At 66.2% G+C, this 22,970-nt stretch carries 22 protein-coding genes and 1 pseudogene; 15 read left to right on the top strand and 8 right to left on the bottom strand.

What is annotated here, in order from left to right; translation table 11 throughout:
* Positions 1-291: 291 nt before the first annotated feature.
* From QO058_RS08330 to QO058_RS08320, 3 genes and pseudogenes are all read right to left on the bottom strand, one after another.
* Positions 292-1,740: an aspartate aminotransferase family protein gene (locus QO058_RS08330; RefSeq protein WP_284171563.1), complete on the bottom strand. Its 1,449-nt coding sequence runs from the start codon at positions 1,738-1,740 to the stop codon at positions 292-294.
* Positions 1,737-2,743, bottom strand: a pseudogene (locus tag QO058_RS08325) (NAD-dependent epimerase/dehydratase family protein). The gene QO058_RS08330 and the pseudogene QO058_RS08325 overlap by 4 nt, the downstream one beginning before the upstream one ends.
* 123 nt (positions 2,744-2,866) lie before the next feature.
* Positions 2,867-3,235 (bottom strand): DMT family transporter, encoded by a 369-nt coding sequence (locus QO058_RS08320; protein WP_110488518.1) that lies wholly within the window; start codon positions 3,233-3,235, stop codon positions 2,867-2,869.
* Positions 3,236-3,478: 243 nt separating this feature from the next.
* Here QO058_RS08320 and QO058_RS08315 point away from each other — a divergent pair, with 243 nt between their 5' ends.
* Both QO058_RS08315 and cynS read left to right on the top strand, forming a co-directional pair.
* Complete coding sequence (locus QO058_RS08315) at positions 3,479-4,420, top strand: pentapeptide repeat-containing protein (RefSeq protein WP_284171562.1); 942 nt, start codon at positions 3,479-3,481, stop codon at positions 4,418-4,420.
* A gap of 105 nt (positions 4,421-4,525) precedes the next feature.
* Positions 4,526-5,014 (top strand): cyanase, encoded by a 489-nt coding sequence (gene cynS, locus QO058_RS08310; protein WP_284171561.1) that lies wholly within the window; start codon positions 4,526-4,528, stop codon positions 5,012-5,014.
* Positions 5,015-5,034: 20 nt separating this feature from the next.
* Here the strand turns inward: cynS and QO058_RS08305 are convergent, their stop codons facing one another.
* Together QO058_RS08305 and QO058_RS08300 are read right to left on the bottom strand one after the other, a co-directional pair.
* Positions 5,035-5,652, bottom strand: a complete 618-nt coding sequence (locus QO058_RS08305) for a glutathione S-transferase family protein (protein WP_284171560.1) — start codon at positions 5,650-5,652, stop codon at positions 5,035-5,037.
* A gap of 155 nt (positions 5,653-5,807) precedes the next feature.
* Complete coding sequence (locus tag QO058_RS08300) at positions 5,808-6,443, bottom strand: class I SAM-dependent methyltransferase (RefSeq protein ID WP_284171559.1); 636 nt, start codon at positions 6,441-6,443, stop codon at positions 5,808-5,810.
* A gap of 259 nt (positions 6,444-6,702) precedes the next feature.
* On the opposite strand from QO058_RS08300, the gene QO058_RS08295 reads away from it, so the two are divergent.
* The 5 genes from QO058_RS08295 to QO058_RS08275 all read left to right on the top strand — a co-directional run bounded on the left by QO058_RS08295 (position 6,703) and on the right by QO058_RS08275 (position 11,492).
* Positions 6,703-8,442 carry an alkaline phosphatase gene (locus tag QO058_RS08295; protein ID WP_284171557.1) on the top strand — a complete coding sequence of 580 codons (1,740 nt, stop codon included), beginning with the start codon at positions 6,703-6,705 and terminating at the stop codon, positions 8,440-8,442.
* 20 nt (positions 8,443-8,462) lie between these two features.
* On the top strand, positions 8,463-8,933 hold the full coding sequence (locus QO058_RS08290) for a hypothetical protein (protein WP_284171556.1): 471 nt from the start codon (positions 8,463-8,465) through the stop codon (positions 8,931-8,933).
* A 13-nt stretch (positions 8,934-8,946) separates the two neighbouring features.
* Positions 8,947-9,636: an ABC transporter ATP-binding protein gene (locus tag QO058_RS08285; protein ID WP_284171555.1), complete on the top strand. Its 690-nt coding sequence runs from the start codon at positions 8,947-8,949 to the stop codon at positions 9,634-9,636.
* A gap of 705 nt (positions 9,637-10,341) precedes the next feature.
* Positions 10,342-10,869 carry an FtsX-like permease family protein gene (locus tag QO058_RS08280; protein WP_284171554.1) on the top strand — a complete coding sequence of 176 codons (528 nt, stop codon included), beginning with the start codon at positions 10,342-10,344 and terminating at the stop codon, positions 10,867-10,869.
* A gap of 65 nt (positions 10,870-10,934) precedes the next feature.
* Positions 10,935-11,492 (top strand): L,D-transpeptidase, encoded by a 558-nt coding sequence (locus QO058_RS08275; RefSeq protein WP_284171553.1) that lies wholly within the window; start codon positions 10,935-10,937, stop codon positions 11,490-11,492.
* On the opposite strand, the gene QO058_RS08270 is transcribed toward QO058_RS08275, so the two are convergent.
* Entirely contained in the window at positions 11,489-12,784 is a 1,296-nt protein-coding gene (locus tag QO058_RS08270; protein ID WP_284171552.1) for a DUF3422 family protein, read from the bottom strand. The two genes, QO058_RS08275 and QO058_RS08270, sit on opposite strands and share 4 nt — an antisense overlap.
* A gap of 154 nt (positions 12,785-12,938) precedes the next feature.
* On the opposite strand from QO058_RS08270, the gene QO058_RS08265 reads away from it, so the two are divergent.
* The 4 genes from QO058_RS08265 (at position 12,939) to QO058_RS08250 (ending at position 16,136) form a co-directional block, all read left to right on the top strand.
* Positions 12,939-13,565: a hypothetical protein gene (locus QO058_RS08265; protein WP_284171551.1), complete on the top strand. Its 627-nt coding sequence runs from the start codon at positions 12,939-12,941 to the stop codon at positions 13,563-13,565.
* A gap of 92 nt (positions 13,566-13,657) precedes the next feature.
* Entirely contained in the window at positions 13,658-14,155 is a 498-nt protein-coding gene (locus tag QO058_RS08260; RefSeq protein WP_284171550.1) for a hypothetical protein, read from the top strand.
* A gap of 296 nt (positions 14,156-14,451) precedes the next feature.
* Complete coding sequence (locus QO058_RS08255) at positions 14,452-15,378, top strand: ABC transporter ATP-binding protein (RefSeq protein WP_284171549.1); 927 nt, start codon at positions 14,452-14,454, stop codon at positions 15,376-15,378.
* Positions 15,375-16,136, top strand: a complete 762-nt coding sequence (locus QO058_RS08250; protein WP_126115780.1) for an ABC transporter permease — start codon at positions 15,375-15,377, stop codon at positions 16,134-16,136. The genes QO058_RS08255 and QO058_RS08250 overlap by 4 nt, the downstream gene beginning before the upstream one ends.
* 6 nt (positions 16,137-16,142) lie before the next feature.
* Here QO058_RS08250 and QO058_RS08245 read toward each other — a convergent pair whose 3' ends face one another.
* Complete coding sequence (locus QO058_RS08245; RefSeq protein WP_284171548.1) at positions 16,143-17,825, bottom strand: methyl-accepting chemotaxis protein; 1,683 nt, start codon at positions 17,823-17,825, stop codon at positions 16,143-16,145.
* A 176-nt stretch (positions 17,826-18,001) separates the two neighbouring features.
* Between QO058_RS08245 and QO058_RS08240 the strand changes: the two genes are divergently transcribed.
* The 4 genes from QO058_RS08240 to QO058_RS08225 all read left to right on the top strand — a co-directional run bounded on the left by QO058_RS08240 (position 18,002) and on the right by QO058_RS08225 (position 21,810).
* Positions 18,002-19,624 (top strand): peptide chain release factor 3, encoded by a 1,623-nt coding sequence (locus QO058_RS08240; RefSeq protein WP_284171547.1) that lies wholly within the window; start codon positions 18,002-18,004, stop codon positions 19,622-19,624.
* Positions 19,625-19,702: 78 nt separating this feature from the next.
* Entirely contained in the window at positions 19,703-19,900 is a 198-nt protein-coding gene (locus tag QO058_RS08235; protein WP_284171546.1) for a type II toxin-antitoxin system VapB family antitoxin, read from the top strand.
* On the top strand, positions 19,897-20,262 hold the full coding sequence (locus tag QO058_RS08230; RefSeq protein WP_284171545.1) for a type II toxin-antitoxin system VapC family toxin: 366 nt from the start codon (positions 19,897-19,899) through the stop codon (positions 20,260-20,262). The genes QO058_RS08235 and QO058_RS08230 overlap by 4 nt, the downstream gene beginning before the upstream one ends.
* A gap of 9 nt (positions 20,263-20,271) precedes the next feature.
* A complete protein-coding gene (locus tag QO058_RS08225; RefSeq protein ID WP_284171544.1) occupies positions 20,272-21,810 on the top strand; it encodes a S41 family peptidase in 1,539 nt (512 codons plus the stop codon).
* Here the strand turns inward: QO058_RS08225 and QO058_RS08220 are convergent.
* Positions 21,743-22,966: a histidine kinase gene (locus tag QO058_RS08220; RefSeq protein ID WP_284171543.1), complete on the bottom strand. Its 1,224-nt coding sequence runs from the start codon at positions 22,964-22,966 to the stop codon at positions 21,743-21,745. The genes QO058_RS08225 and QO058_RS08220 overlap by 68 nt on opposite strands.
* Between the last annotated feature and the right edge of the window lie 4 nt (positions 22,967-22,970).

Genomic DNA, 22,970 nt, shown 5'->3' with positions numbered 1-22,970 from the left:
CGCGACCGGCAAGTTCGGGAGGTTCTTTTGGGGAGAGACGCCTTGGAGGCCATGCTGCACCAGGAAAGGACAGCATCGGTGGCGCCCCTGGACTCGGGGCGCGCTCGGGCCGAGTCCGGGGCTAGAATTCCGCGATCGGGGCGACCCGGAATATGAGGCTGCTGCGCTTCGTCGTCATACCCATAGACTTGGGGGCTTGGGCCTTGCTGTCAAGGCTGGCTGGAGCTTCGGCCCAACGCAAAAGGGCCGGCACGAGCCCGCCCTTTGGGCAAGTGAGGTAATCAACCGGGCTCAGCTCTTCGCCACCGCGACCTTGCGCAGATAGTCGGTGACGATGCGGGTGATGCCGCGCGAGAGCAGGTCGTCGAGCGCGTCTATGAACTGATCGCACTGCTCGCGGGTGACGATCAGCGGCGGCTCGAGCCGGATGACGTTGCGGTTGTATTCGGTGAAGGCGACGAGGACGTCGTAATCCTTCAGCAGGAGCGCGCCGATGAAGCCGCAGAGCGAGCCCTTCAGCTTGTCGTCGAGCAGCGCGACCATGTGCTTCACGCCGAAGGGCATGGCCTCGCTGATGTCCTGGAACTCGACGCCGATCATCAGGCCGCGGCCGCGGATTTCCTTGAGCAAGGTCGGGTGCTTGGTGCGAAGTTCGCTCAGGCGCTCGATCAGATAGTCGCCCTGGCGCCTGGCATTGCCCATCAGGTCCTCGTCATAGAGGACGTTGAGGGCCTCGATCGCGCTGACGCAGGCCTCGCCCATGCCGCCGAAGGTGGCCTGGGCATGGATCAGCGCCGTCTTCGGCTTGCCATAGGCCTTCATGTAGAGCTCGCGGCGGGCGATCATCGCGCCCATCGCGGCCTTCGAGCCGCCGAGGGCCTTGGCGAGCGCGGTCACGTCCGGGACGACGCCGTCGCGCTCGAAGGCGAAGAACTGGCCGGTGCGGCCGAGCCCGCACTGCACCTCGTCGGCGATCCAGAGCACGCCGTGCTTGTCGCAGAGCACACGCAATTGCCGCCAGAAGCCATCAGGTGCCTCGACGATGCCGCCGCCGCCCTGGATCGTCTCCATCACGACGATGCCGATCGATGGATCGCTCTCGAGCGCTCGGCGCACCGCGTCGATCTCACCGAACGGCACTTTCACCCGGTTTTCGACCAGCTTGAACCCAGACTGGTAGAGCGTCGAATCGGTGATCGAGAGCACGCCCTTGGTCTTGCCGTGGAAGGAATTGGCGGCGTGCAGGATCTTGGACCTGGCCGGCCCCTGCGCCTGTTCGGCGACCTTCAGCGCCGCTTCCATCACCTCCGAGCCGGTCGAGCCGAGGAAGACCATGTCGAGATCGCCGGGCGCGATGGTGGCGAGGTTCTTCGCCAGCGCCGAGGCGTATTGCGACATGAAGGCCATGCAGATCTCATGGCGGTTCTCGTCCTGGAACTTCTTCCGGGCGGCGACGATGCGCGGATGGTTGTGGCCGAAGGCGACCGAGCAGAAACCGCCGAAGAAATCAAGGATCTTCCGCCCGTCCTTGGTGATGTAGTGCATGCCCTCGGCGCGATCGACGATGATCTTGTCGAAGCCAAGCAGCTTGAGGAAATGCACCTGGCCCGGGTTGATATGAGCGGTAAAGAGCTCCTTGACCTGCTGGGCGTCGAGCTGCTTGGCGGCCTCGACGCTGATCAGCTGCGGGCGCGAGGGCTGCGAAGCGGGCTCGTCCGTCTTGTAGGCGGGCATGCTCATGCGGCCTTCCTTCTCTGTTCGTGCGTCTTCAGCGCGTCCTTGGCCTTGCGGTATTCCGTATAGGCCGCCAGCAGCATGTCCTCGTCGCGATGTTGCGGCGCCCAGCCGAGCTCGCGCTTTGCCTTGAGGTGTCGAGGATGCAGATCTCGTCGGCGATCATGTACTGCTCGGGGTCCATGATCGGCAGGTTGATCGCGTCGAGACCGTTCAGCGTCAGCTTGACCAGCGAGGCCGGCGTCGGCAGCAGGATCGACTTCGAGCCGGCATGGCGGATCAGGTCGCCGAGCAGCTTCTTCACCTGCGGCGGGTCGTCCGAGCCGAGATTATAGGCGCTGTTGGGGAAATCGGCCTTCCAGGCGGCAATGCAGGCGCTGGCGCAGTCGAAGACCGAGATGAACTGGTAGGGGTTGTTCCCTGAGCCGATCATCGGCACCGGCAGGTTCATGTCGATCAGGCGGAAGAGCTTGACCAGGATGCCGAGCCGCCCTGGCCCGATGATCAGGCGCGGCCGGAAGATCGGGATGCGGAAACCCTTGTCGCGGTAGCTCTGGCAGAGCGCCTCGGTCGCGAGCTTGCTCTCGCCGTATTCGCCGAGTGGCTTTGCCGGATGGGTCTCGTCCTGCGGGACGGTGACCGAATGGCCGTAGATCATGTCGGTGGTGAAGTGGACGAGCCGATTGGCGCTGCCCTTCTCCATCCAGGACAGGATGTTCTGCGTGCCGTGATAGTTCACCGGCCAGAAGAAGTCGTGGCGCTCCTTCCGGGTCACGATCGGCGACAGCATTTTGGCCGAGAGGTTGTAGACGAGATCATCGGGCGTCAGCGCGATCGCCTCGACGCTCGCTGGATCGGTCACGTCGATGCGCTGGAACGGCACCTTGCCGTAGTGCGGATGGGCGCTCTGCTGGATGTCGCAGACGAGAACGTCCTCGCCCATGGCCGCGAGATCCGCTGCCAGATGCGAGCCGACGAAGCCATCGCCGCCGATGATGATGTGCTTCATGGATCAGCGTCGCTGGTCGGGGCGGCGCGCCGGGACCGGGATCGGCTTCAGCTGCAGGCTGCGCCGGAGCGAAGAGGGTGCCGAGACGGAGAATGAAGCGGGCGAACAGGTCCATGACGTCCCTCAGCTCTGTGCGATGAAAATGGTGCCCAGGACGATGAAGCCGATGCCGGCGATGCGAGCCGGGCTCAGATCTTCCTGGAAGACGAAGTAGGCGTAGACGGCCACCACGACATAGGCGAGGCTCAAAAACGGATAGGCGTAGCTGATCTGCACCTTCGATAGCACGATCAGATGCGAGGCCATGCTGACCACGAAGGTGCACAATCCGGCGAAGACGAAGGGGTTGAAGACGACGCGGAAGACGGTGGGAATCAGTCCGTCATTGCCGACGTCGAGCGCCCCGACCCCGCCCATGCCGCGTTTCAGCATCAGTTGCGCCGCTGCGTTGGTCAGCACCGTGAACAGAATCAACGGCAGGTAGGCGTTCATCGGCGCTGGAATTCCGCGTGGCAGATACAGCCTTGGATTGCGCGAAAACTACTTCAAATGCCTTACGCTACAGAAGGTTATCGGCCTGTAACCTTAAGAGTGTCCTGCACCGAACGATGAAACCCGCAAGAGATGCGCGTGTCGGGGTGCGCGGGAGGCGATGCTGGTGGACAACGCGACGATTGAACCATGCCGCCGGCTCGCTTATGGCTAATGAATCGTTAACCGAGGATGCCTTCCGATATGGCCAGTCTGTTCCGGCTCGTGCCCGATATGCGCGCCGAACTGCTGCAGGTGAATTCCTGGGCGCGGCCGCATCAGGCCGGCTTTGTCGCTGCGCAGCGTGCGGCGCGCTACGGCGCGGCTGGGCCGGAGGCCTCTGCCTTCATGGCAGCCAGGCGCGAGGCGACGCTGGCGCGGCTCGGAGAGGGAGCTGCGAGCTGGAACGGCTGGGCCGGAGAGATGGCGCGGCTGCGCGGCCGGATCGGTGCCGACGGGCCGTTCCTCGCCCTCTGGCGCCTGCTCGCCGATGTCGAACTGGTCGACGAGATATTCGAGGGCGAGTTCAACGTCGCCGGCATCATCTTCCCGGCGGCAGCCCGTTTCGCCGGCAGCGCCTTTTGCGGCGACGCCTGGTTTTCCGAGGCGCATTTTCACGGTCCCGCCAGCTTCCGCGATGCGAGCTTCCGCAGCGATGCCTTCTTCGACCGGGCGCATTTCGCCGGAGATGCCGATTTCGGTGCGGCGACCCTCCACGGCACGGCTGAGTTCCGCGACATGCGCTGCGAGGGCACGGCCTGCTTCGTCGAGGCGGAGTTCACCGGCGACGCCTGGTTCCGCGGCTCGCGCTTCGATGGCGTGACGCAGTTCCGCGGCGTGCGCCATGCCGGCGAGGCCGGCTTCGGCGAATGCCGCTTTGCCGCTGCCGCCGATTTCGGCGAGGCCGAATTCGCCGGCAATGCCGGCTTCGAGGAAGCCCGTTTCGGGCAGCTGGTGACGTTCGCCGGCGCGCGCTTCGATCGCGGTGCCTGGTTCAGCAACGCTGCCTTCGACGGCCGCTCGAATTTCGAGCGTGCCCGCTTCCGCGGCCGCCGCCACTTCGAGGGGATTTCGCTGGCGACCGAGGTCTCTCCGGTGGCGCAGCAGATCGCGGCGCTGGAGCGCCTGCAGTTCAGCAGACGCTGATCCAGCGACCACCGGTTCTTCATCCACTTCCGCCGCTTCTGGCCCGTGCCTTGCTAGCCCTCCTGCCAACGACCGCCGTGAGCGGTTGCGGTCAGCGAGGACGAGATGAAGCGCGAAGAGCTCACCGAGAAGATTCTCGACATCAAGCGCGAGAAGGGCTGGAGCTGGAAACATATCACCGATGAGATCGGTGGCATGTCCGAGGTACTGGTGGTCGGTGCCCTGCTCGGCCAGATGAAGCTGGTGAAGCCGCTGGCCGAGAAGGCGGCGGCGCTGTTCGGCCTCTCGGAGGTCGAGAAGCGCATGCTCAACGAAGTGCCCTATCGGGGCACCGGCACGCCGATGCCGCCGACCGACCCGCTGATCTACCGCTTCTACGAGATGGTGATGGTCAACGGCCCCGCCTGGAAGGCCTTGATCGAGGAGGAGTTCGGCGACGGCATCATGTCGGCGATCGACTTCAACATCGCCTTCGAGCGCGAGCCGAACCCCAAGGGCGACCGGGTCAGGATCGCCATGTCCGGCAAGTTCCTGCCATATAAATATTACGGCAACGAGCAGGGCATTCCGGACTACGGCTTCAAGGAGGAGTGACTGGGCTCAGGGCAGCTTGCTCAGGGTACTTGGCCGGGCTCGAGCGTGCCGTCCTTCTGCATGGTCCGCTGCAGGGCGGGGCGCTCGATCATCCGCGCCATATAGGCTTCGAACACCGGCAGGCGCGGCAGCACGCCGACGATGTTCATGCCGAAATGGATGCCGGCGCCGAGCTGGGTGTCGGCGGCGGTGAAGCGCTCGCCGGCGGCATAGGGGTGCTCGCCGAGCTTCTTTGCGAGATTGGCGACGGTGTCGGCATGCGAGCCGAAGGAGAAGCCGCGCGCCTCGTACTGGTATTTGTGGACGGAGGTCGCGATGATCGGGTCGAGCACGGCGTCGGTATAGACCAGCGAGGTCAGGAAGCTCGGGCGGTCGGCATCGCCGATGGCGGGAGCGAGCCCGGCATTGGGGAACTGCTCGGTGAGATAGAGGCAGATCGCGGCGCGCTCGGTGACGGTGGTGCCGTCATGCACGATCGCCGGCACCTTCTTGTGCGGCTGGACAGCGCGATAGCTTTCCGGCGGGCCGCCTTCGGCGCGGATATCGACGAGCTTCATCTCATAGGGCTGGCCGAGCTCCTCGAGCAGCCAGAGGATCGAGAACGAGCGCGATTGCGGCGCGTGATAGAAGGTCAGCATGGCGGTGTTCCTTTTGGCGTTTCCCTGAACGATGGCCGAGGCTGATAGGGGCTTTGGATGTCAGTAGTTGTCAGGAGCGACGCAGCCCTGGCTAACTCGCTTGGATCGAAACGCGGGTCAGTGCGGATTGCTCCGCGCAGTCCGGGTCGCCCGGATCAATTCCTGCGTGCCATGATGAAGGGACGGCTGTCCTTGCCCCGGCTCGCATGGCTCTCCGTATTGAGGATCTCGAAGCCCGCAGCCGATATGAGCTGCTTCAGATCCGGCGCCCGGAAGACGCTGACATAGGGCGCTTTGCCAATGGCGCGCGCCAGCGGTAAAGCAAGCCGGATGAGCAGGTTCATGTCGCCGAGACAGGCTGTCTTCGAGATGAACAACCCGCCCGGGGCGAGCAGTGTGTGGATGCTGCGCAGCGTGCCGGGAAGGTCGCGCACGAGATGAAGATAGTTGAACCCGAGAACCGCATCGAACCGGGCCGGCTCGGATGCGAGCGCTTCCGCCGTCGCGGCGCGGAAGGCAAGCCCCGCAATCGGGCTGGCTGTGCGCTTCTCCTCGGCGATGGCGATCATGCCTGAGGAGATATCCGTCGCGAGATAGCTTTCGACCTCGCTTGCAAGCCGCAACGCCGTCGTCCCGGTTCCGCAGCCGAGTTCCAGCACCCTGTCGTCCGGCTTCAACAGGGCGCGGGTCCGTTCTAGCGTGCACTCATATCCGGCCTGGTCCGAGATCGGCGACTTGGCATATTTCTGTGACGACCGGTCCCAGAAACTGGCATCGCTCGCTGTGCTCATCCCGTGTCCCCATTCTGCGCGGCGGCCCAGCATCGGAGCCGGTACGGTTCGTAAGCCCTCGGCTTGCGAGGCAGGCTGCGAAATCACACAGTTCTTGTTGCCGAGAGATGACCTGACTGATCGGCAGGTTCAAGCAGCAGGTCTTCATCTCACTGTATTGTTATAATGTTACAATACACTCGGCCAAACAGTAATCATAGTGTCATCTCGCGCGCCTAACGGACCGCCCACCGGGCTTTCACTGGGGTGGAGAGGTATCATGCAGAAGCGAACTTGGCTGATGGCGGCGGCGATGCTCGCCAGTGTGGCGCCGTCGGCGGCGCAGACCATCTATCCGCTGAACCGTGCGGAGATTCTCGAAGGCTCGCGCTTCGACTTCAAGGTCGAGTTCCCCAACGCCCCGACCTCCGCCGACGTTAAGGTCACAATCAACGGCAAGCCGGTGAACGAGGCCTTCGGCCGCGAGGCCCAGTTCGTCCAGAACGAGGAAGGCCAGAAGCACTCGGCGCTCTGGCTGCGCGGCGCGCAGCTTCCGGCCGGCCAGTACGCCATCGAGGCGACGCAGGGCAGTGAGAAGGCGACCGTCAACTGGACCGTCTACGCGACCGAAGCGCGCAAGGCCAAGAACGTCATCCTCTTCGTCGGTGACGGCCTCTCGGTCGCGCATCGCACCGCCGCCCGCATCCTGTCGAAGGGCTGGGAGCAGGGGCTGTATGGCGGCGAGCTCGCCATCGACGACATGCCGAACATGGCGCTGATCTCGACCTCGGGCACCGACTCGATCGTGACCGACAGCGCGAATTCCGCCAGCGCCTACACCACCGGCCACAAATCCTGCGTCAATGCGCTCGGCATCTACTGCGCCAAGAACGCGCTGACCCTCGACCATCCCAAGGTCGAGACCATCTCCGAGGTGATCAAGCGCAAGCGCGCCGGCATGGCGATCGGCGTCGTCACCAATTCCGAGATCGAGGATGCGACGCCGGCCGCGATGGTCGCCCACACCCGCCGCCGCTCGGACTTCAACGACATCGTCAAGATGTTCTTCGACGTGCAGCCCGACGTGATCATGGGCGGCGGCTCGCCGAACTTCCTGCCGAAGTCGACCCCGGGCACCAAGCGCACCGACGATCTCGACTTCATCGCCAAGTTCAAGGAAGCGGGCTACGCGCTCGCCACCACCAAGACCGAGATGAACGCCGCTGTCGCCGGCGGCTCCAAGAAGCTGCTCGGCCTCTACAACACCTCCAACATCGACGGCGCTTTCGACCTGCGCCTCGCCAAGAAGGGCTCGATCTCGAAGTTCCCGGATCAGCCGGATGTCGTCGAGCAGACCAAGGCTGCGCTCGAGATGCTGAAGGGCGCGCAGGACGGCTTCTTCCTGATGGTGGAATCGGCCCGCATCGACAAGTACAGCCACTCGCTCGACTGGGAGCGCGCGGTGTTCGACACGATCATGCTCGACAACGCGGTCAAGGCAGCCAAGGACTTCGCCGGGGATCGCAACGACACGCTGATCATCGTCGTGCCGGACCATGCCCATCCGATCTCGATCATCGGCACCTATGACGATGATCGTCCCGGCCAGCTGCTGCGCGACAAGCTCGGCACCTACAACGAGTCGCTGCCGCCGAACTACGGCCCGCGCGATGCCGACGGCTACCCGACCAAGCTCGACACCTCGCGCCGCCTCGCTGTCGCCTTCGGCAGCTATCCCGACACCTGCGACACCGGCCGGCCCTATCTCGATGGCGAGCGCGTACCGGCCGTGAAGGGTCCGGACGGCAAGACCAACATCGCCAACGAGAAGGACTGCACCGGGCCGCTCGCCACCCGCAAGCAGGGCAACCTGCCCTTCGACGCCAACTCCGGCGTCCATGCGGCCGATGACGTGCTGCTCACTGCCATGGGCCCGGGCGCCGAGCGCTTCCGCGGCCACAAGCCGAACACCTTCGTCTTCCGGGTGATGGCGGAAGCGCTGGCCCTCGGCGGCAAGTGATCTATGATCCGGTAGGACGCATGATCTCGCATCGGCCGCACCTGCTCCCGACGCTCTCCCGCCGCGGGCTCCTCACGGGGCTCGCGGCGTTGCCTGTCTCGCTGCGCGCATTTGCGGCGGAGGCGGAGACATTGACCTTCGACGGGCTCTACAAATCCTTCGGCGTGCTCGGCTTCCAGTTCTCCGACCGGGCGACCTTTCTACGCGGCAAACCGGTCAGGATGCTCGGCTACATGGCGCCGCCGCTGAAGCCGGAGAGCCATTTCTTCGTATTGACGCGCGAGCCCTTGGCGATCTGTCCGTTCTGCCAGTCGGATGCCGACTGGCCGGTCGACATCGTCGTGGTGTTCATGCGCGCGGCGACGCCGATGGTCAGCGCCGGCCAGAAGGTCGCGGTCAGCGGCCGGCTCGAGATCGGCTCGGCGACCGATGCCGAGACCGGCTTCGTCAGCCAGATCAGGCTCGTCGATGCCGGTTTCCACAGTGTCTGAGTGGCCTCCCGGCGTGGCCCGGCCCTTGCGGTTTTCCGGTATCCAGGTCGATCACCGCGACGGCGACGGGCGGCCTTTTCGCGTGCTCGACGTTCCCGACTTCGCCGTGCCGCCCGGCGCGCTGATCGGGCTGCGCGGTCCGTCCGGCTCAGGCAAGACCTCGCTGCTGCATCTTGCCGCCGGCCTGTTCTCGCCCGATGCCGGCAGTGTCGACTGGGGCGATATCGCGGTCTCCTCGCTGCCGGGCGGGAAGCGCGACCGCTGGCGGCGCGAGACGGTCGGCTTTGTCTTCCAGGATTTCCATCTCGTGCCCGAGCTCGACGTGCTCGCCAACATCACCCTGCCGGCGAGTTTTTCGCGTTGGCGGCGGACGGACAGCCAGATCTCGCATGCGACCGCGCTCGCCCACCGCATGGGGCTGACCGATCTGCGCCGCCGCGCCGCCGTGCTCTCGCGCGGCGAGCAGCAGCGCGTCGCGATCGCCCGCGCCCTGTTCAATGAGCCGGCGCTGATCCTTGCCGACGAGCCGACGGCGAGCCTCGATCCGGCCCATGCGGCCGAGGTTGGGACCCTGCTGGTCGAGATCGCGGCCGAGAGCGGCGCGACGCTGCTCTGCGCGTCGCATGACCAGGCGCTGCTGGCGCGGATGCAGCATGTCGTGGCGATCGGCGATGGTCCGCTTCTCCTGAAGGCGGCGGCATGAACCCGCTGCCGATGGTGATCGCCGATCTCAGGGCACTGCGCTGGACGGCCGCGGCGATCGTGGCGCTCGTTGCGCTGGCGGTGGCGATCGGCGTTTCGATCGGTGCGCAGGAGCGGGCATTGCGCCAGGCTTCGGCCCGGGCGGCAGATGATTTCGACCTGCTGATCGGCGCGCCCGGCAGCCAGATGCAATTGCTGATGTCGGCGATCTATCTGCAGCCGGAAGCGCTGCCGCTGATCGATGGGCGCCTGCTCAACGAACTTTCCCGCGACCCGCGCGTCGCTGCCGTGGCACCGCTCGCCTTTGGCGACATTGCCCGCGGGCATCCGGTGATCGGCACCACGCTTGCCTTCGCTGGCCGCTGGGGCCGCCTGCGGCCGAGCGAGGGCCGCCTGTTCGCACGCGAGGGCGAGGCGGTGCTCGGCGCCGACGTCACCTACAGGCTGGGCGACAAGATCGAGCCTTCGCACGCCATCGCCGGGCATTGGCCGAAGCGCGGCGTCGCCGATGCGGAAGAGGCGAGCCATCGCCATCAGGGCCATGCCTATGTCGCGGTCGGCCGGCTGCCGCGGCTGGGCTCGCCCTTCGACCGGGCAATCCTGGTGCCGGTCGAGAGCGTCTGGAAGGTGCACGGGCTCGGCAACGGCCATGCCGTCGAGGGCGCGGCGCTAGGGGCCGCCTTTCGACAGCCAGCGCATTCCCGGCGTGCCGGCATTGGTGGTGAAGCCGAGGGCGGTTGCCGACGCCTATGCGCTGCGGGCGCGCCACCGGCAAGGCGGCACCACGGCCTTCTTCCCGGCCGAGGTGTTGGTCGGGCTTTACCGCACGCTTGGGGATGTCGGGCAGGTGCTGAGTGTCGCCTCTGTGCTCAACGCGGTGCTGATCCTGGCTGCGATCTTCCTGCTGCTCGTCGCGGTAACTGGCCTGAGGCGACGCCGCTACGCCGTGCTGCGCGCGCTCGGCGCACCACGCGCCTATGTGCTGCTGGTGGTCTGGCTCGGCATGGCCGGGCTGGTCGCAGCCGGCTGCCTCGCCGGCCTCGGCCTGGGTGCGGCCGCAACGCTCGCGGTCTCCGAACTGTTCGAGGCGCAGACGGGCCTAAGGCTCTCTTTCGCGCTGGGCCGGCCGGAGCTGGCCCAGGTCGGGTTGATCCTGCTCCTCGGCTCGTGTGCTGCGCTCATTCCGGCGGCGCTGTCCTATCGCCGTTCGATCACTGCCGGCCTGCGCGGCTGAGCCGGGGTTGACCCCGCTTTGCCTCTTCCGGTTAAATCCTGCTGGGGGGCGTTGCAGGGATCATCATGCTCCGCGCCATTATTCTGACTGCCACGATTCTCGCCTTCGCTACGCCTGCGTCGGCCTATTCCAATCCGATCAGCCGCGGGCTCGCGGACTTCCTCAACATCTTCAGCGAACAGCCGGTGCCACGCCAGGTCGTGCCTTGGAGCGGCAAGCAGCCGCCCGGCACGGTCGTGGTCTCGACCAGCCAAAGGCGGCTCTACTACGTGCTCGGACAGGGGCAGGCCATCCGCTATGGCGTCGGCGTCGGCCGGCAGGGCTTCAGTTGGTCCGGCACCAAGACCGTCACGCGCAAGCGCGAATGGCCGGACTGGCGCCCGCCCGCGGCGATGCTGAAACGTCGGCCAGACCTGCCGCGCTACATGGAGGGCGGAATGGAGAACCCGCTCGGCGCACGAGCGATCTATCTTGGATCGAGCCTCTACCGCATCCACGGCTCGAACGAGCCCGATACGATCGGGGCAGCGGTCTCGTCGGGCTGCATCCGGATGACCAATCGCGATGTGACGGATCTCTACGATCGCGTCAGGCCGGGCACCAAGGTCATCGTGCAGCGCTAGCTGTCGCTGTGGCCGCGCCTGATGCGCCGGACCATCAGCCAGACGCCGAGGATCGCGACCGGCACGAACAAGGCGGTCGCGATACCGACATCGATCGGCAGGTAACCGGCATCCTTGGCGCCCTTGGCGAGATAGCCGAACAGGCTGACGATGTAATAGCCGATCGCCGCGACCGAGAGCCCCTCGACCGTCTGCTGCAGGCGCAGCTGCAGCCGGGTGCGGTCGTTCATCGCCGCGAGCAAATCGCGGTTCTGCTGCTCGAGCGCGACATCGACGCGGGTGCGCAGGAGATTGGCGGCGCGGGCGAGCCGGCGCGACAAATCGAGCTGGCGCTGCTGCAACATCTGGCAGGTGCGCATCGCCGGCGCCATCCGCCGGGACAGGAAGGCGGCGATGGTCGGCCAGCCGCCATAGGGCGCCTCGCCGATCGCCTCAAGCCGCTGGCCGACGATGCTGTCATAGGCGCGGCTGGCGCCGAAGCGGTAGTTCGACAAGGCCGCTTCCGATTCCATCGTCGCGGCGATGGCGGTCATCTCGTCGAGCAGGGCATTGTCGGCGTCGAGCCCGTCGGTCTGCATCATCGTGCCGGCGATGTGCACCAGCACCTCCTCGGTGCCGCGCACGGAGGGGGCGAGGCGGTGCGCCTCCGGCAGGCCGAGCAGAGCAAGAACGCGATAGGTCTCGACCTCGAGCAGTCGCTGCGCCAGTGCGCCAGCCCTTGCCGGGGTGAGCGCCCGGTCGAGCACCAGGATGCGCACGAAGCCGTCGGCGCCGGCGCGGAAATCGGTCGCGGCAATGGCCGCCTCGCCATCGACCAGCGAGGCGGCGAGGCTCGCCGGGTCGAATAATGGTTCCAGATCGGGTGCAGCCATTTCGGGCAGCAGATGCAGGTCGACAGCCACCAGATGCGGCCCGGGTTGCGGCAGAGCGTGCATGCCGTGCGGCAGGACGGTGCTCGCCGGCAGGAAGGGCGGCGCGCCGGGCGAGGGCAGTTCCCAGGTGTAGGTGGTGAACTCGCTGTGCTGCTCCCAGCGCAAGCTGACGTCGCTGAGCCGGGCGCGATGGTGCTTGGCGCCCTCGGCCGGGCCGGGCACGCCGCGCTCGGCGCAGAAGCGGGCCAGCGCCTCGCGATCGGCGGCGGCCTGCGCCTGGTCGGTCATGAATGCGAAGTGCAGCAGCCGCTGTGGCGTCGACAGGGCTGCGAAAGGGCGGGCATGAATTTCGCCGAGGATCGCGCCGCGCGAAGGATGCGCGACGAGCGGCTGAGCAGCGCTCTCGGTCGTCTGGTCCATGCCGTCCTGCCCCTTTGCGCGCTCGCCCCCCTTCGGCTTGTCCGCGCATTGGGAACCTTGCCGGAAAGCGAGGAGTGCCGCGAGTCCGGCACGGTGTCGCAAGGGCAGTGCGCTGGTGACATGATCCGGCGTCGCCGCTGACTAGGCTCGCCCCATGCCGCTGCCCAACCGCATCCGCCCCGACGGCTCGCTCTTCGCCGACCCGGCGCGCGGCCTGCTGTTCGGCAATCGCGGCGGCAAATTTCACGATCCGGCGACGCAGGCGCTGCCGACACGCCTGTTTGCGACCAAGCAGTGGATCTGCTGCGTGCTCTCGTTCAAGGGCCGGCAGCGCAATGTCTGGGGGCGCTACTACACCGAGCTGTTCTTCTGCGACGAGGTGACGGCGCTCGCTGCCGGCCATCGCCCCTGTGTCGAATGCCGGCGCGCCGATGCGCATGCCTACCGGGCGGCGCTGGTCGCGGGGCTTGGGCTAGGTGAGGTGCCGCTCTTCCCAGCGATCGACGAGCGGCTCGATCACGAGCGGCGCGATGGCCGCAGGAAGCGCCTGCACCAGCTGCCGGCGGAAAGCCTGCCGGACGGGGCAATGCTCGCCACGCCGGAGGGCGAATTCCTCGCCTTGCGCGGGGACAAAGCCTTGCTCTGGTCGCCTTCCGGCTATGTCGCGGCGCGGCCTCTGCCGACCGGTTTGGTCACCGCCGTCACCCCGCCGTCATCGCTGGCCGCGCTTGTGAACGGCTATCAACCGCTCTGGCACCCGACAGCCGCCGAACTGGCCTGAATCGCGGTCTGCGCGCCTTGTCAGCGTGAAGCGCGGCAGCGCAACGTCCCGCCTCGTGGGCTCGCGGGCCGAGCCGATTCCGGGGAGTTCCGATGTTGAAGATGGTTTTTGCGCTCGCTGTCGCGCTGGTCGGTTTCAGTGGCTTGCCGGCGCTCGCCGGGGCGCTTCAGATCACTGATGAGGATCCCGTCGCCGTGGTCACGGTGCCGGACGCCTGGACGACGGCGAAGATCAAGCGCGGCGTCGAGATCAAGACGCCGGACGATGAGATCTATCTCTGGTTCGAGCTCGTGGCACCCGACCAGATCGATACGCTGCAGAAGGAGCACAACGGCTATTTCGACAAGGAAGGCGTCACCATCACCGGCGCTTCCGAGACGATCAAGCAAGAGGTCAAGGGCAAGGCCTGGTCGTTCACCGAGCTCAAGGCCAAGAGCAAGGACGGCGATTCGCTGATCCGCTATGTCGCGATCAATCCGAACGTTGCGAGCGGCAAGATCATCATGATGACCTATTGGGCCTCGCTCGACGGTCACAAGACGCATGACGCGGCGATGAAGGGCATCATCGACAGCATCGCCTACAAATAAGATCGGCTTTGCGCGAGGGAACCAGCGGCCGGCTCACGACGTTGTCCCGTCATCTTCATCCGATGACAATCAAGGGGTTAGCGTCGATGCGTTCAATCATTCTGTGGCTGGTGGGCATTCCGATCCCGATCATCATCCTGCTCTGGTTCTTCATGCGCTGACAGGAACTGGTAGAAGGACTTGCTATGGCCGGGCTTGCCCGGCCATTCTTGTTTCGCGGGATGTCGTGCCGGCAGGGCGAAACGGCACCATCTCGCCTTCACCCCTTTGCCGTGCTGCGAGTATAGCTTTCGCCCATGCAACCCATCATCCAGATATCCGACCTGTCGAAGACCTATGCTTCGGGCTTCCAGGCCTTGAAGAGCGTCACGCTCGACATCAGGCGTGGCGAGATCTTCGCCCTGCTCGGGCCGAACGGCGCCGGCAAGACGACGCTGATCAGCATCGTCTGCGGCATCGTCAATCCGAGCACCGGCAAGGTCCTCGCCGACGGCCACGACATCATCGGCGACTATCGCGCCGCCCGCAGCCAGATCGGGCTCGTGCCGCAGGAATTGACCACCGACGCCTTCGAGACGGTCTGGGCGACGGTGTCGTTCAGCCGCGGCCTGTTCGGCAAGCCGAAGAACCCGGCTATCGTCGAGCAGGTGCTGCGCGACCTCTCGCTCTGGGACAAGCGCAACAGCAAGATCATGACGCTGTCGGGCGGCATGAAGCGGCGCGTGCTGATCGCCAAGGCGCTGGCGCATGAGCCGCAGATCCTCTTCCTCGACGAGCCGACCGCCGGCGTCGACGTCGAGCTCAGGCAGGACATGTGGAAGCTGGTACGGCGGCTGCAGGAGAGCGGTGTCACCATCATCCTGACCACGCACTATATCGAGGAGGCCGAGGAGATGGCCGACCGGGTCGGCGTGATCAGCAAGGGCGAGATCATCCTGGTCGAGGAGAAGGCCGAGCTGATGCGCAAGCTCGGCCAGAAGCAGCTCACCCTGCACCTGCAGACGCGGCTGGACGCGGTGCCCGAGGCCCTTTCCGGCTACGGCCTGACGCTTCAGGCCGAGGGCGAGGAGCTCGTCTATACCTACGACACAAAGGCCGAGCGCACTGGTATCACCGCCCTGATGAAGGATCTCGCCGACGCCGGCATCCGCTTCAGCGACCTGCGCACCAGCCAATCCTCGCTCGAGGACATCTTCGTCGGCCTGCTGAGGGCGAACGCATGAACCTGCACGCAATCAAGGCGATCTATCGCTTCGAGATGGCCCGCACCTGGCGCACGCCGCTGCAGAGCATCCTCTCGCCGGTGATCTCGACCTCGCTCTATTTCGTCGTTTTTGGCGCGGCGATCGGCTCGCATATGGGCGCGATCGACGGCGTGCCTTACGGCGCCTTCATCGTGCCCGGCCTGATCATGCTCTCGCTGCTGACGCAGAGCATCGCCAACGCTTCTTTCGCGATCTACTTCCCGAAATTCGTCGGCACGATCTTCGAGCTGCTCTCGGCGCCGGTCGCCTGGTGGGAGGCGGTCTTCGCCTATGTCGCGGCAGCGGCGACGAAATCGGTGATCCTGGGATTGATCATCCTCGCCACCGCCTTCCTGTTCGTGCCGCTGAAGATCGAGCACCCGATCTGGATGCTGCTGTTCCTGATCCTGACGGCGGCCACCTTCAGCCTGTTCGGCTTCATCATCGGCGTCTGGGCCGACGGGTTCGAGAAGCTGCAGGCGATCCCGCTCCTGATCATCACGCCGCTGACCTTCCTTGGCGGCTCGTTCTACTCGATCGACATGCTGCCGCCGTTCTGGCGGGCGGTGACGCTGGTCAACCCGGTCGTCTACCTGATCAGCGGCTTCCGCTGGAGCTTCAACGGCGTCGCCGATGTCGGTATCGCCGTCAGCCTTGCCATGACGCTGGTCTTCCTCGCCGCCTGCATCGCGGTGATCGCCTGGATCTTCAAGACCGGCTACCGGCTGAAGAACTGAGGCCTCTCAGGCGGCCTTGATCTGGCCGAAGAAGGTCGCGACGGCGCCGCGTAGCGCTTCCGCCTCGCGCGCCAGGTTCTCGGCGGTGCGCAGCGTGACGGACGCCGCGCCGGTCGCCTCGCCGGAGGCCGCGGCGAGGCTGTCGAGCGCCAGGGCCGCGGTCGCAGCGCCGTCGGCAGTCGCCTGGGCGCTGCGGGCGATTTCCGAGGTGGTGCTCTTCTGCTGCTCGGTCGCGGCGGCGATGGCCGTGGTGTGCTGCGATACCTCGGTGATCGTCGCGGCGATCGCGCCGATTGCATCGACGGCGCTCGCGGCCTCGCCGCGAAAGGCCCCGATCTGGCTGGCGATGCTGCTCGTCGCCTCCGCGGTGCGGCTCGCCAATGTCTTGACCTCGGTGGCGACGACGGCGAAGCCGCGCCCGGCCTCGCCGGCGCGGGCGGCCTCGATCGTCGCATTCAGCGCGAGCAGATTGGTCTGCTCGGCAATGTCGCGGATCAGGTCGATGACGCTGACGATGCGCTCCGAGGCCCGGGCGAGACCGTCGACGCGTTGACTCACGTCTTGTGCCTCTTGGGCGGCGCCGCTGACCATGGCGCTCGCCCGCATCACGCGGTCGGCGATCTCTGCGATTGAACTCGACAGTTCCTCGGCGGCGACGGCGACATGCTGGACCTTGTCGGACGCGTCCTGGGAGGCGTTCTGCGCTCCACCGATCTGCACCGTGCGGGCGCTGGCGATCTCGCTCACGATCCGCGCCGCGCCCTCGAGCGTGTGGGCACCGGTCTCGACGGTTTCGAGAGCATCGGCGAGCCTGGCGTCGAAGGCTGCGACGATCTCGGCCATCCGCTGCTGGCGCGCGGCGCGTCCGGCGTCCTCCTGAGCGGCGGCGACCTCAAGCATCTCGCGAGCCAGGGCGTTGTCCCGAAAGACTTCAACCGAGCGTGCCATGCCGCCGATCTCGTCATGGCGCCGTACCAACGGAACATCCTTGACCGGTTCTGCTGCGGCCAGACTGTTCATGGTCGTCGCGAGCTTGCGCAGCGGGCGGGAGACGCGGCGATGAACGACCAGGACGGCGAGACCTAGTCCGGTCAGGATCGAGAGGACGCCGAAACCGATCTGCAGGTTGACGCTGTCGCGCTGCATGGCTTCGAGCCGGGCGTCGAGCGCCGCGCTGCGCCCGTCATAATTGCCGGCGATGCGTTTCAGGGTCTCGTTGAGCGCCTTTCGGTTCTCGCGATTGGCATCGTCATTGCCGGCTGCGCGCGCCGCCCGCGTAGCGCCCTGACGTCCGAGCCGGACGATCTCGCGCCGGAAGCGGATGAATTCCTGAACGCGCGCGTCGAGGGTTTCGAAGGTGGTCCGCTCATGATCCTCGACGAGCGGCCGCCAGTCAGCCATCAGCAGTTCGATCTCGGCGAGATTCTGCAGCAGCGGCGGCGCAAAGCGTTCTGCGCCCGGGGCGTCCTCGCTCATGTAGATGCCACGCGACTCCATCACGACCGCGTTCACCAGCCCGTTGATCCGCTCGGCGATGGCGGAGCGGTGCGAGACAGCCTGCATCTCGTTCGTCGTCGTCGCATAACGGTCGAGGCTGTGGACGCCGAGGCCGATCGCGATAGCAGCGGCTATGACGAGAAGCGATATCGCGGCGAGGATCTGGCTCGAGATGGTGCGCAGCGTAGCCATCTGTGTCGCGAGTCAGGAGGCCGCGGCTTTGTCACGGTGCGCAGCTGGGAACCTGCCGGCCACCAAAGCATGGCTCGGTTAAATTTGCGTTGGAGGGCACGCGATACGCGCGGCGCGGCGTGGCGATGACAGCGCGCCGGATTGACTTGCGCGGCGCATCCTGTCTTGACCACGCGATGACCGATCCTTCGACCCTCGACATCCCGGCTGGGGCCGCGGCGCCCCATGCGCGCCGGCGCACCTTCGCCATCATCTCGCACCCCGACGCGGGCAAGACCACGCTGACCGAGAAGCTGCTCTATTTCGGCGGCGCCATCCAGCTCGCCGGCGAGGTGCGCGCCAAGGCCGGCCGGCGCCAGACCTCCTCCGACTGGATGAAGATCGAGCGCCAGCGCGGCATCTCGGTCGTCACCTCGGTGATGACCTTCGAATATGACGGGCGCGTCTTCAACCTGCTCGACACGCCGGGCCACGAGGATTTCTCGGAAGATACCTATCGGACCCTGACTGCCGTCGACTCGGCGGTGATGGTGATCGACGCCGCCAAGGGCATCGAGGCGCGCACCAAGAAGCTGTTCGAGGTCTGCCGTCTCAGAGACATCCCGATCGTCACCTTCATCAACAAGGTCGACCGCGAGACGCGCGATCCCTTCGACCTGCTCAACGAGATCGAGACGACGCTGGCGCTCGACGTCGCGCCGATGACCTGGCCGGTTGGGCGCGGGCGCGAGTTCGTCGGCACGCTCGACCTCGCCTCCAACACGCTGCGGCGCAACCAGAAGGGCGACGAGAGCGATGCCGGCCAGACGGTCGATGGAGAGGACGACAAGCTCTTCGACGAGCTCCTGCCCAATGGCGCCGTCGACACCTTCCGCGAGGAGGTCTTCCTGGCGCGCGAGGGCTGCAAGCCCTTCGATCTCGAGGCCTTCCGCGAGGGGCATCTGACGCCGGTCTATTTCGGCGCGGCGCTGCGCGACTACGGCGTGCGCGACCTGATCGATGCGCTGGGGCGGCTCGCGCCGAGCCCGCGCGCGCAATCGGCCGATAAGCGGACGATCGAGGCGGGCGAGCCGAAGATGACCGGCTTCGTCTTCAAGATCCAGGCGAACATGGATCCGAACCATCGCGACCGCATCGCTTTCATGCGCGTCTGCTCGGGCAAGCTCTCGCGCGGAATGAAGGCCAGGCTGGTGCGCACCGGCAAGCCGCTGCCGCTGAACGCGCCGCAATTCTTCTTTGCCCGCGACCGCTCGATTGCCGAGGAGGCCTATGCCGGCGACATCGTCGGCCTGCCGAACCATGGCACCCTGCGCATCGGCGACACGCTGACCGAGGGCGAGGACATTGTCTTCCGCGGCGTGCCGAGCTTCGCGCCGGAAATCCTGCGCCGCGTCAAGCTCAAGGACGCGATGAAGGCCAAGAAGCTGCGCGAAGCCTTGCAGCAGATGGCGGAGGAGGGCGTGGTCCAGCTCTTCCTGCCGCATGATGGCGCCCCGGCGATCGTCGGCGTCGTCGGCGCGCTGCAGCTCGACGTGCTCAAGGAGCGCATGGAGGCGGAGTACTCGCTTCCCGTGGATTTCGAGCCCTGCCAGTTCGCCATCGCGCGCTGGATCTCGAGCGACGACAAGGCGGCGCTGCAGAAGTTCGTCGGCGCCAAGCCCTCGTCCATGGCGGACGATCTCGACGGCGACCCGGTATTCATGGCCTCGTCGCAGTTCACCCTGAAATACGATGCCGAGCGTGCGCCGGAGATCAGTTTCTCCGATGTGAAGGACTATCAGAAGGTGGCGGGGGGCTGAGAACGACGGCTCGTGGGCATCATGGAAATGTGCATCGTTTGATGTTACATTTGATGCGCGCACCGGAGGGCAGGCCTGATGCGGACGACCGTAACGCTCGATGATGAGCTTATCGAGAAGGCCCAGTTCTATACAGGCATCACCGAACGCTCGGTGCTGCTGCGGGAAGCGCTGACCGCGTTGATCCAGCGAGAAGCCGCGCGAAGGGCGATCAAGCTGGGTGGCTCCGACCCCGATGCGACTGCGGCACCGCGCAGGCGTCAGCCTGCGGCGTGATCCTGCTCGATGCCTCGGTCTGGATCGACCATCTGCGGCGCGGCGAGCCCCGCCTTATCGGGATGTTGTCGGAGGGGGATATCCTGATCCATCCCTTCGTGACCGCCGAGGTGGCGCTCGGTTCGATCGCACGGCGTAGTACCGTGATAGCTGTACTTGATGCACTTCCCCAGGCGCCGGTCGCGACACATGGCGAAGTCATGCGCCTGATAGCGCACGAGCATCTGCATGGGCTCGGCATTGGTTATGTCGATGCCCATCTCCTGGCGTCAGCACGCCTTGCCGACGCTGGCCTCTGGAGCAGAGATCGCCGATTGCTCGCTGCAGCGGAGCGGCTGGGCGTCGCAGCCGAGGCAACCTGAGTCCCAGCCATGCGACGAGACGGTGAGTTTCCAAAGCGATCGTGGCGCCGGCGCTGGATCAGGCGCTTTACGATTGCGGTAACGGGCCTGCTCGTCCTCGTCGTCGCGCCGCTTGCGGTCATCCTTTACCCGACGCTGAAGCGTTACTCGCAGGAGAGTTTCCCAACGGCTGTCTCGAAGCGGGACAGGAACCTGCAGGACCTCGCGCATCTGCGGCGCCTGCCGGAGGTCGAACGCAGCTTCACGGCCGAGAACCGGGCGGCGTTCGACCAGGCCATCGCCGCCATCGAGCAGCGTGCGGGCGAGCTCGACCGGGCAGGCCTGGCCATGGCTGCGGCTAAGGCCGTGGCTCTCGCGGACAACGGCCATACCAACGTGCTCGGGCTTGCTGGCGACCACGGCTTCAATGCTGTGCCGATCCGTCTCGGCTGGTTTGCCGACGGGCTGTTCGTGATCGCAGCCGACGATGACCGACGTCATCTTCTCGGCGGGCAGGTGCTCGGCGTGAATGGACGTGCGATCGCGGCGCTGGTGGAGGCGCTGCGTACCTATGTCGGTGGCCCCGCCAATCTCGCGAGGGAGTTCGTGCCGAACCTTCTGATCTCGCCGGAGCTTCTCAATGCAGCCGGTCTTTCCGAAACGGCGAATGGCAGCACCTTCGAAATCCGCCTCGCAGAGGGAAGCGCAGCTTCAGCCGACCTCGCCGCTGAGCCGGCCAAATACCCGTCCTTGACCGCGCAGCTCTGGCCCAAGCGCAATCTCAGCCCTACCGGAGACGCCGCCCGCCCGACACGGTGGCGGCATGTCCTCGACGGAGTCGCACTGCCGGCCTACCTCTCGCGCCCTGACACGAACTACTGGCACGATTATCCGGCGGCCGATCTGCTCTATGTCCAGATCAACCGGGTGAGCGACCAGGCGCCGGTCGATACATCCCGCTATCTCTCCGACATGCTCGATGAAGCTGCGAAGAAGCCCATTCGCAACGCGATCGTCGATCTGCGCCTCAACCGCGGCGGCGACTATACCTTGACGGCCGATTTCACACGCCGGCTGCCGCAGCTTCTGCTGCCGACCGGCAAGCTCTTCATCCTGACCAGCGCCAACACCTTCTCCGCCGCGATCAGCACGGCGGCAAGGCTGAAGCATTTCGCCGGAACGCGTGCCGTTCTCGTTGGCGAGCCGGTGGGTGATCGTTCGCAGTTCTGGGGCGAGGGCGGGCTCACCTTGCTGCCTAACGCGAAGATTGCGGTCCGCTACACGACCGCCTTCCACGATTGGGAACACGGTTGCGGCCTGTCGCAGGTCACGACCTGCTTCCTGCTGAACTACGTCTATGACGTGCCGGCAGGGTCGCTTCAGCCGGTGGTGACATTAGCGCCGAACTTCGCCGACTATGCCGCCGGCAAGGATCCCGTGATGTCCGGAAGCCATGCGCCAGCTGGCACCGGGCCAGGGGCGCTGAAGCGTTGGACTCGCCTCAGCCCTGCCAGCGACTCAGCGCCTCGGCGATGGTCCGGTTGCCGGCGCCACCCTTCTCGAAGGTGATGATGCCGCGCCGGCCGGAGGCGAAGCGCACCGGCAGGTCGATCCAGGTGCGATTGCGCAGCAGGTCGAGATTGCGCTCGGCCTCGACCGGGACGTTCGACAGGGCCGCGACGAAGAGGTTTTCGCCCAGCGCCGAGGAGATTGCCGAGAGCGGAGCGCCGCGCTCGCCCTCTTCGAGCTTGAACTGCGGCACGCCGACCTCGCGGATCGCGTCATTCGCGGCTTCGCCGGTGGTGGTGAAGCGCATGCCGATGATATGCGAGGCCGGGAAAGCCGGATCGGTGTTGCGCCGGATGGTGAAGTCGAGCGAGAGCCCGGCATCGGCGACCTCGACGGTGCTGCGGACGATGGTTTCGACCGGCTGGCCGGGGCCGGTGATGTCGCTGTCGAGCCGCCAGAGGACGCGCCCCTGGACAATGCGCGGCTGTGCATCCGGCACTTCGATATAGAGGATGGCGCGCTGAGCCACGGCGATGTCGCTACCAGGCTGGGCGCCGGCCTGCTGGTTCGGGCGCTGGCCGGTCTGCGGGTTCGGCGTCGGTGTCGGTTCGCCTCCGGCGCGCTCGCTGATCTTGCCAGCCTGGTCCGGCTGTGCGGCTGGTGCCTGAGCCTCGACGCGCTGCCGGACCGGCTGATCCTGCGGCGCGATCTTGTTGACGTAATAAGCCGCGCCGGCGATCACCGCGACGGCGAGCGCGACGCCGCCGCCGACGATGGCAGTGCGGACATGGCCGGGATCGACGCTGCGCTTTCGCGGCGGCGCGACGCGCGGACGGATCGGTTGCGCATCTTCCTGGGGTGCTGCCCGCTCGTCGAAGCGCGGCGTCTCCTGCGGGAGAGCCTGGCGTGGCTTCGCCTCGGGTTGCGGGCGGGCAATGGGAGACGCAGGCGCGGGCACCGGCTCGTCGGTGGCCAGGGGCGGCAGACTCGGCTCGATCGCTTCGGCGAGCGCGATCTCGGCCTCGATGCGCGACACGGCCTCGTCGAGCGAGAGCCGCTCGCGGGTGATGTCGGCTTCCGATAGCGGCGGGTCGAGGCTGCGCAATTGCCCGAGCAACGCCGTGCGCGCCCGGTCATAGACGGAGCGGCGCGCTTCCGGCGACTTGTCGGTCAGTCCGGCGATCGCACGCGCCAGAATGGGGTGGAAATCGGCCATTGGC

Source organism: Bosea vestrisii, from assembly GCF_030144325.1.
Classification (GTDB): Bacteria; Pseudomonadota; Alphaproteobacteria; order Rhizobiales; family Beijerinckiaceae; genus Allobosea; species Allobosea vestrisii_A.
Note: the sequence above shows the minus strand (reverse complement) of the source record. Positions and strands in the feature narration are given on the sequence as shown.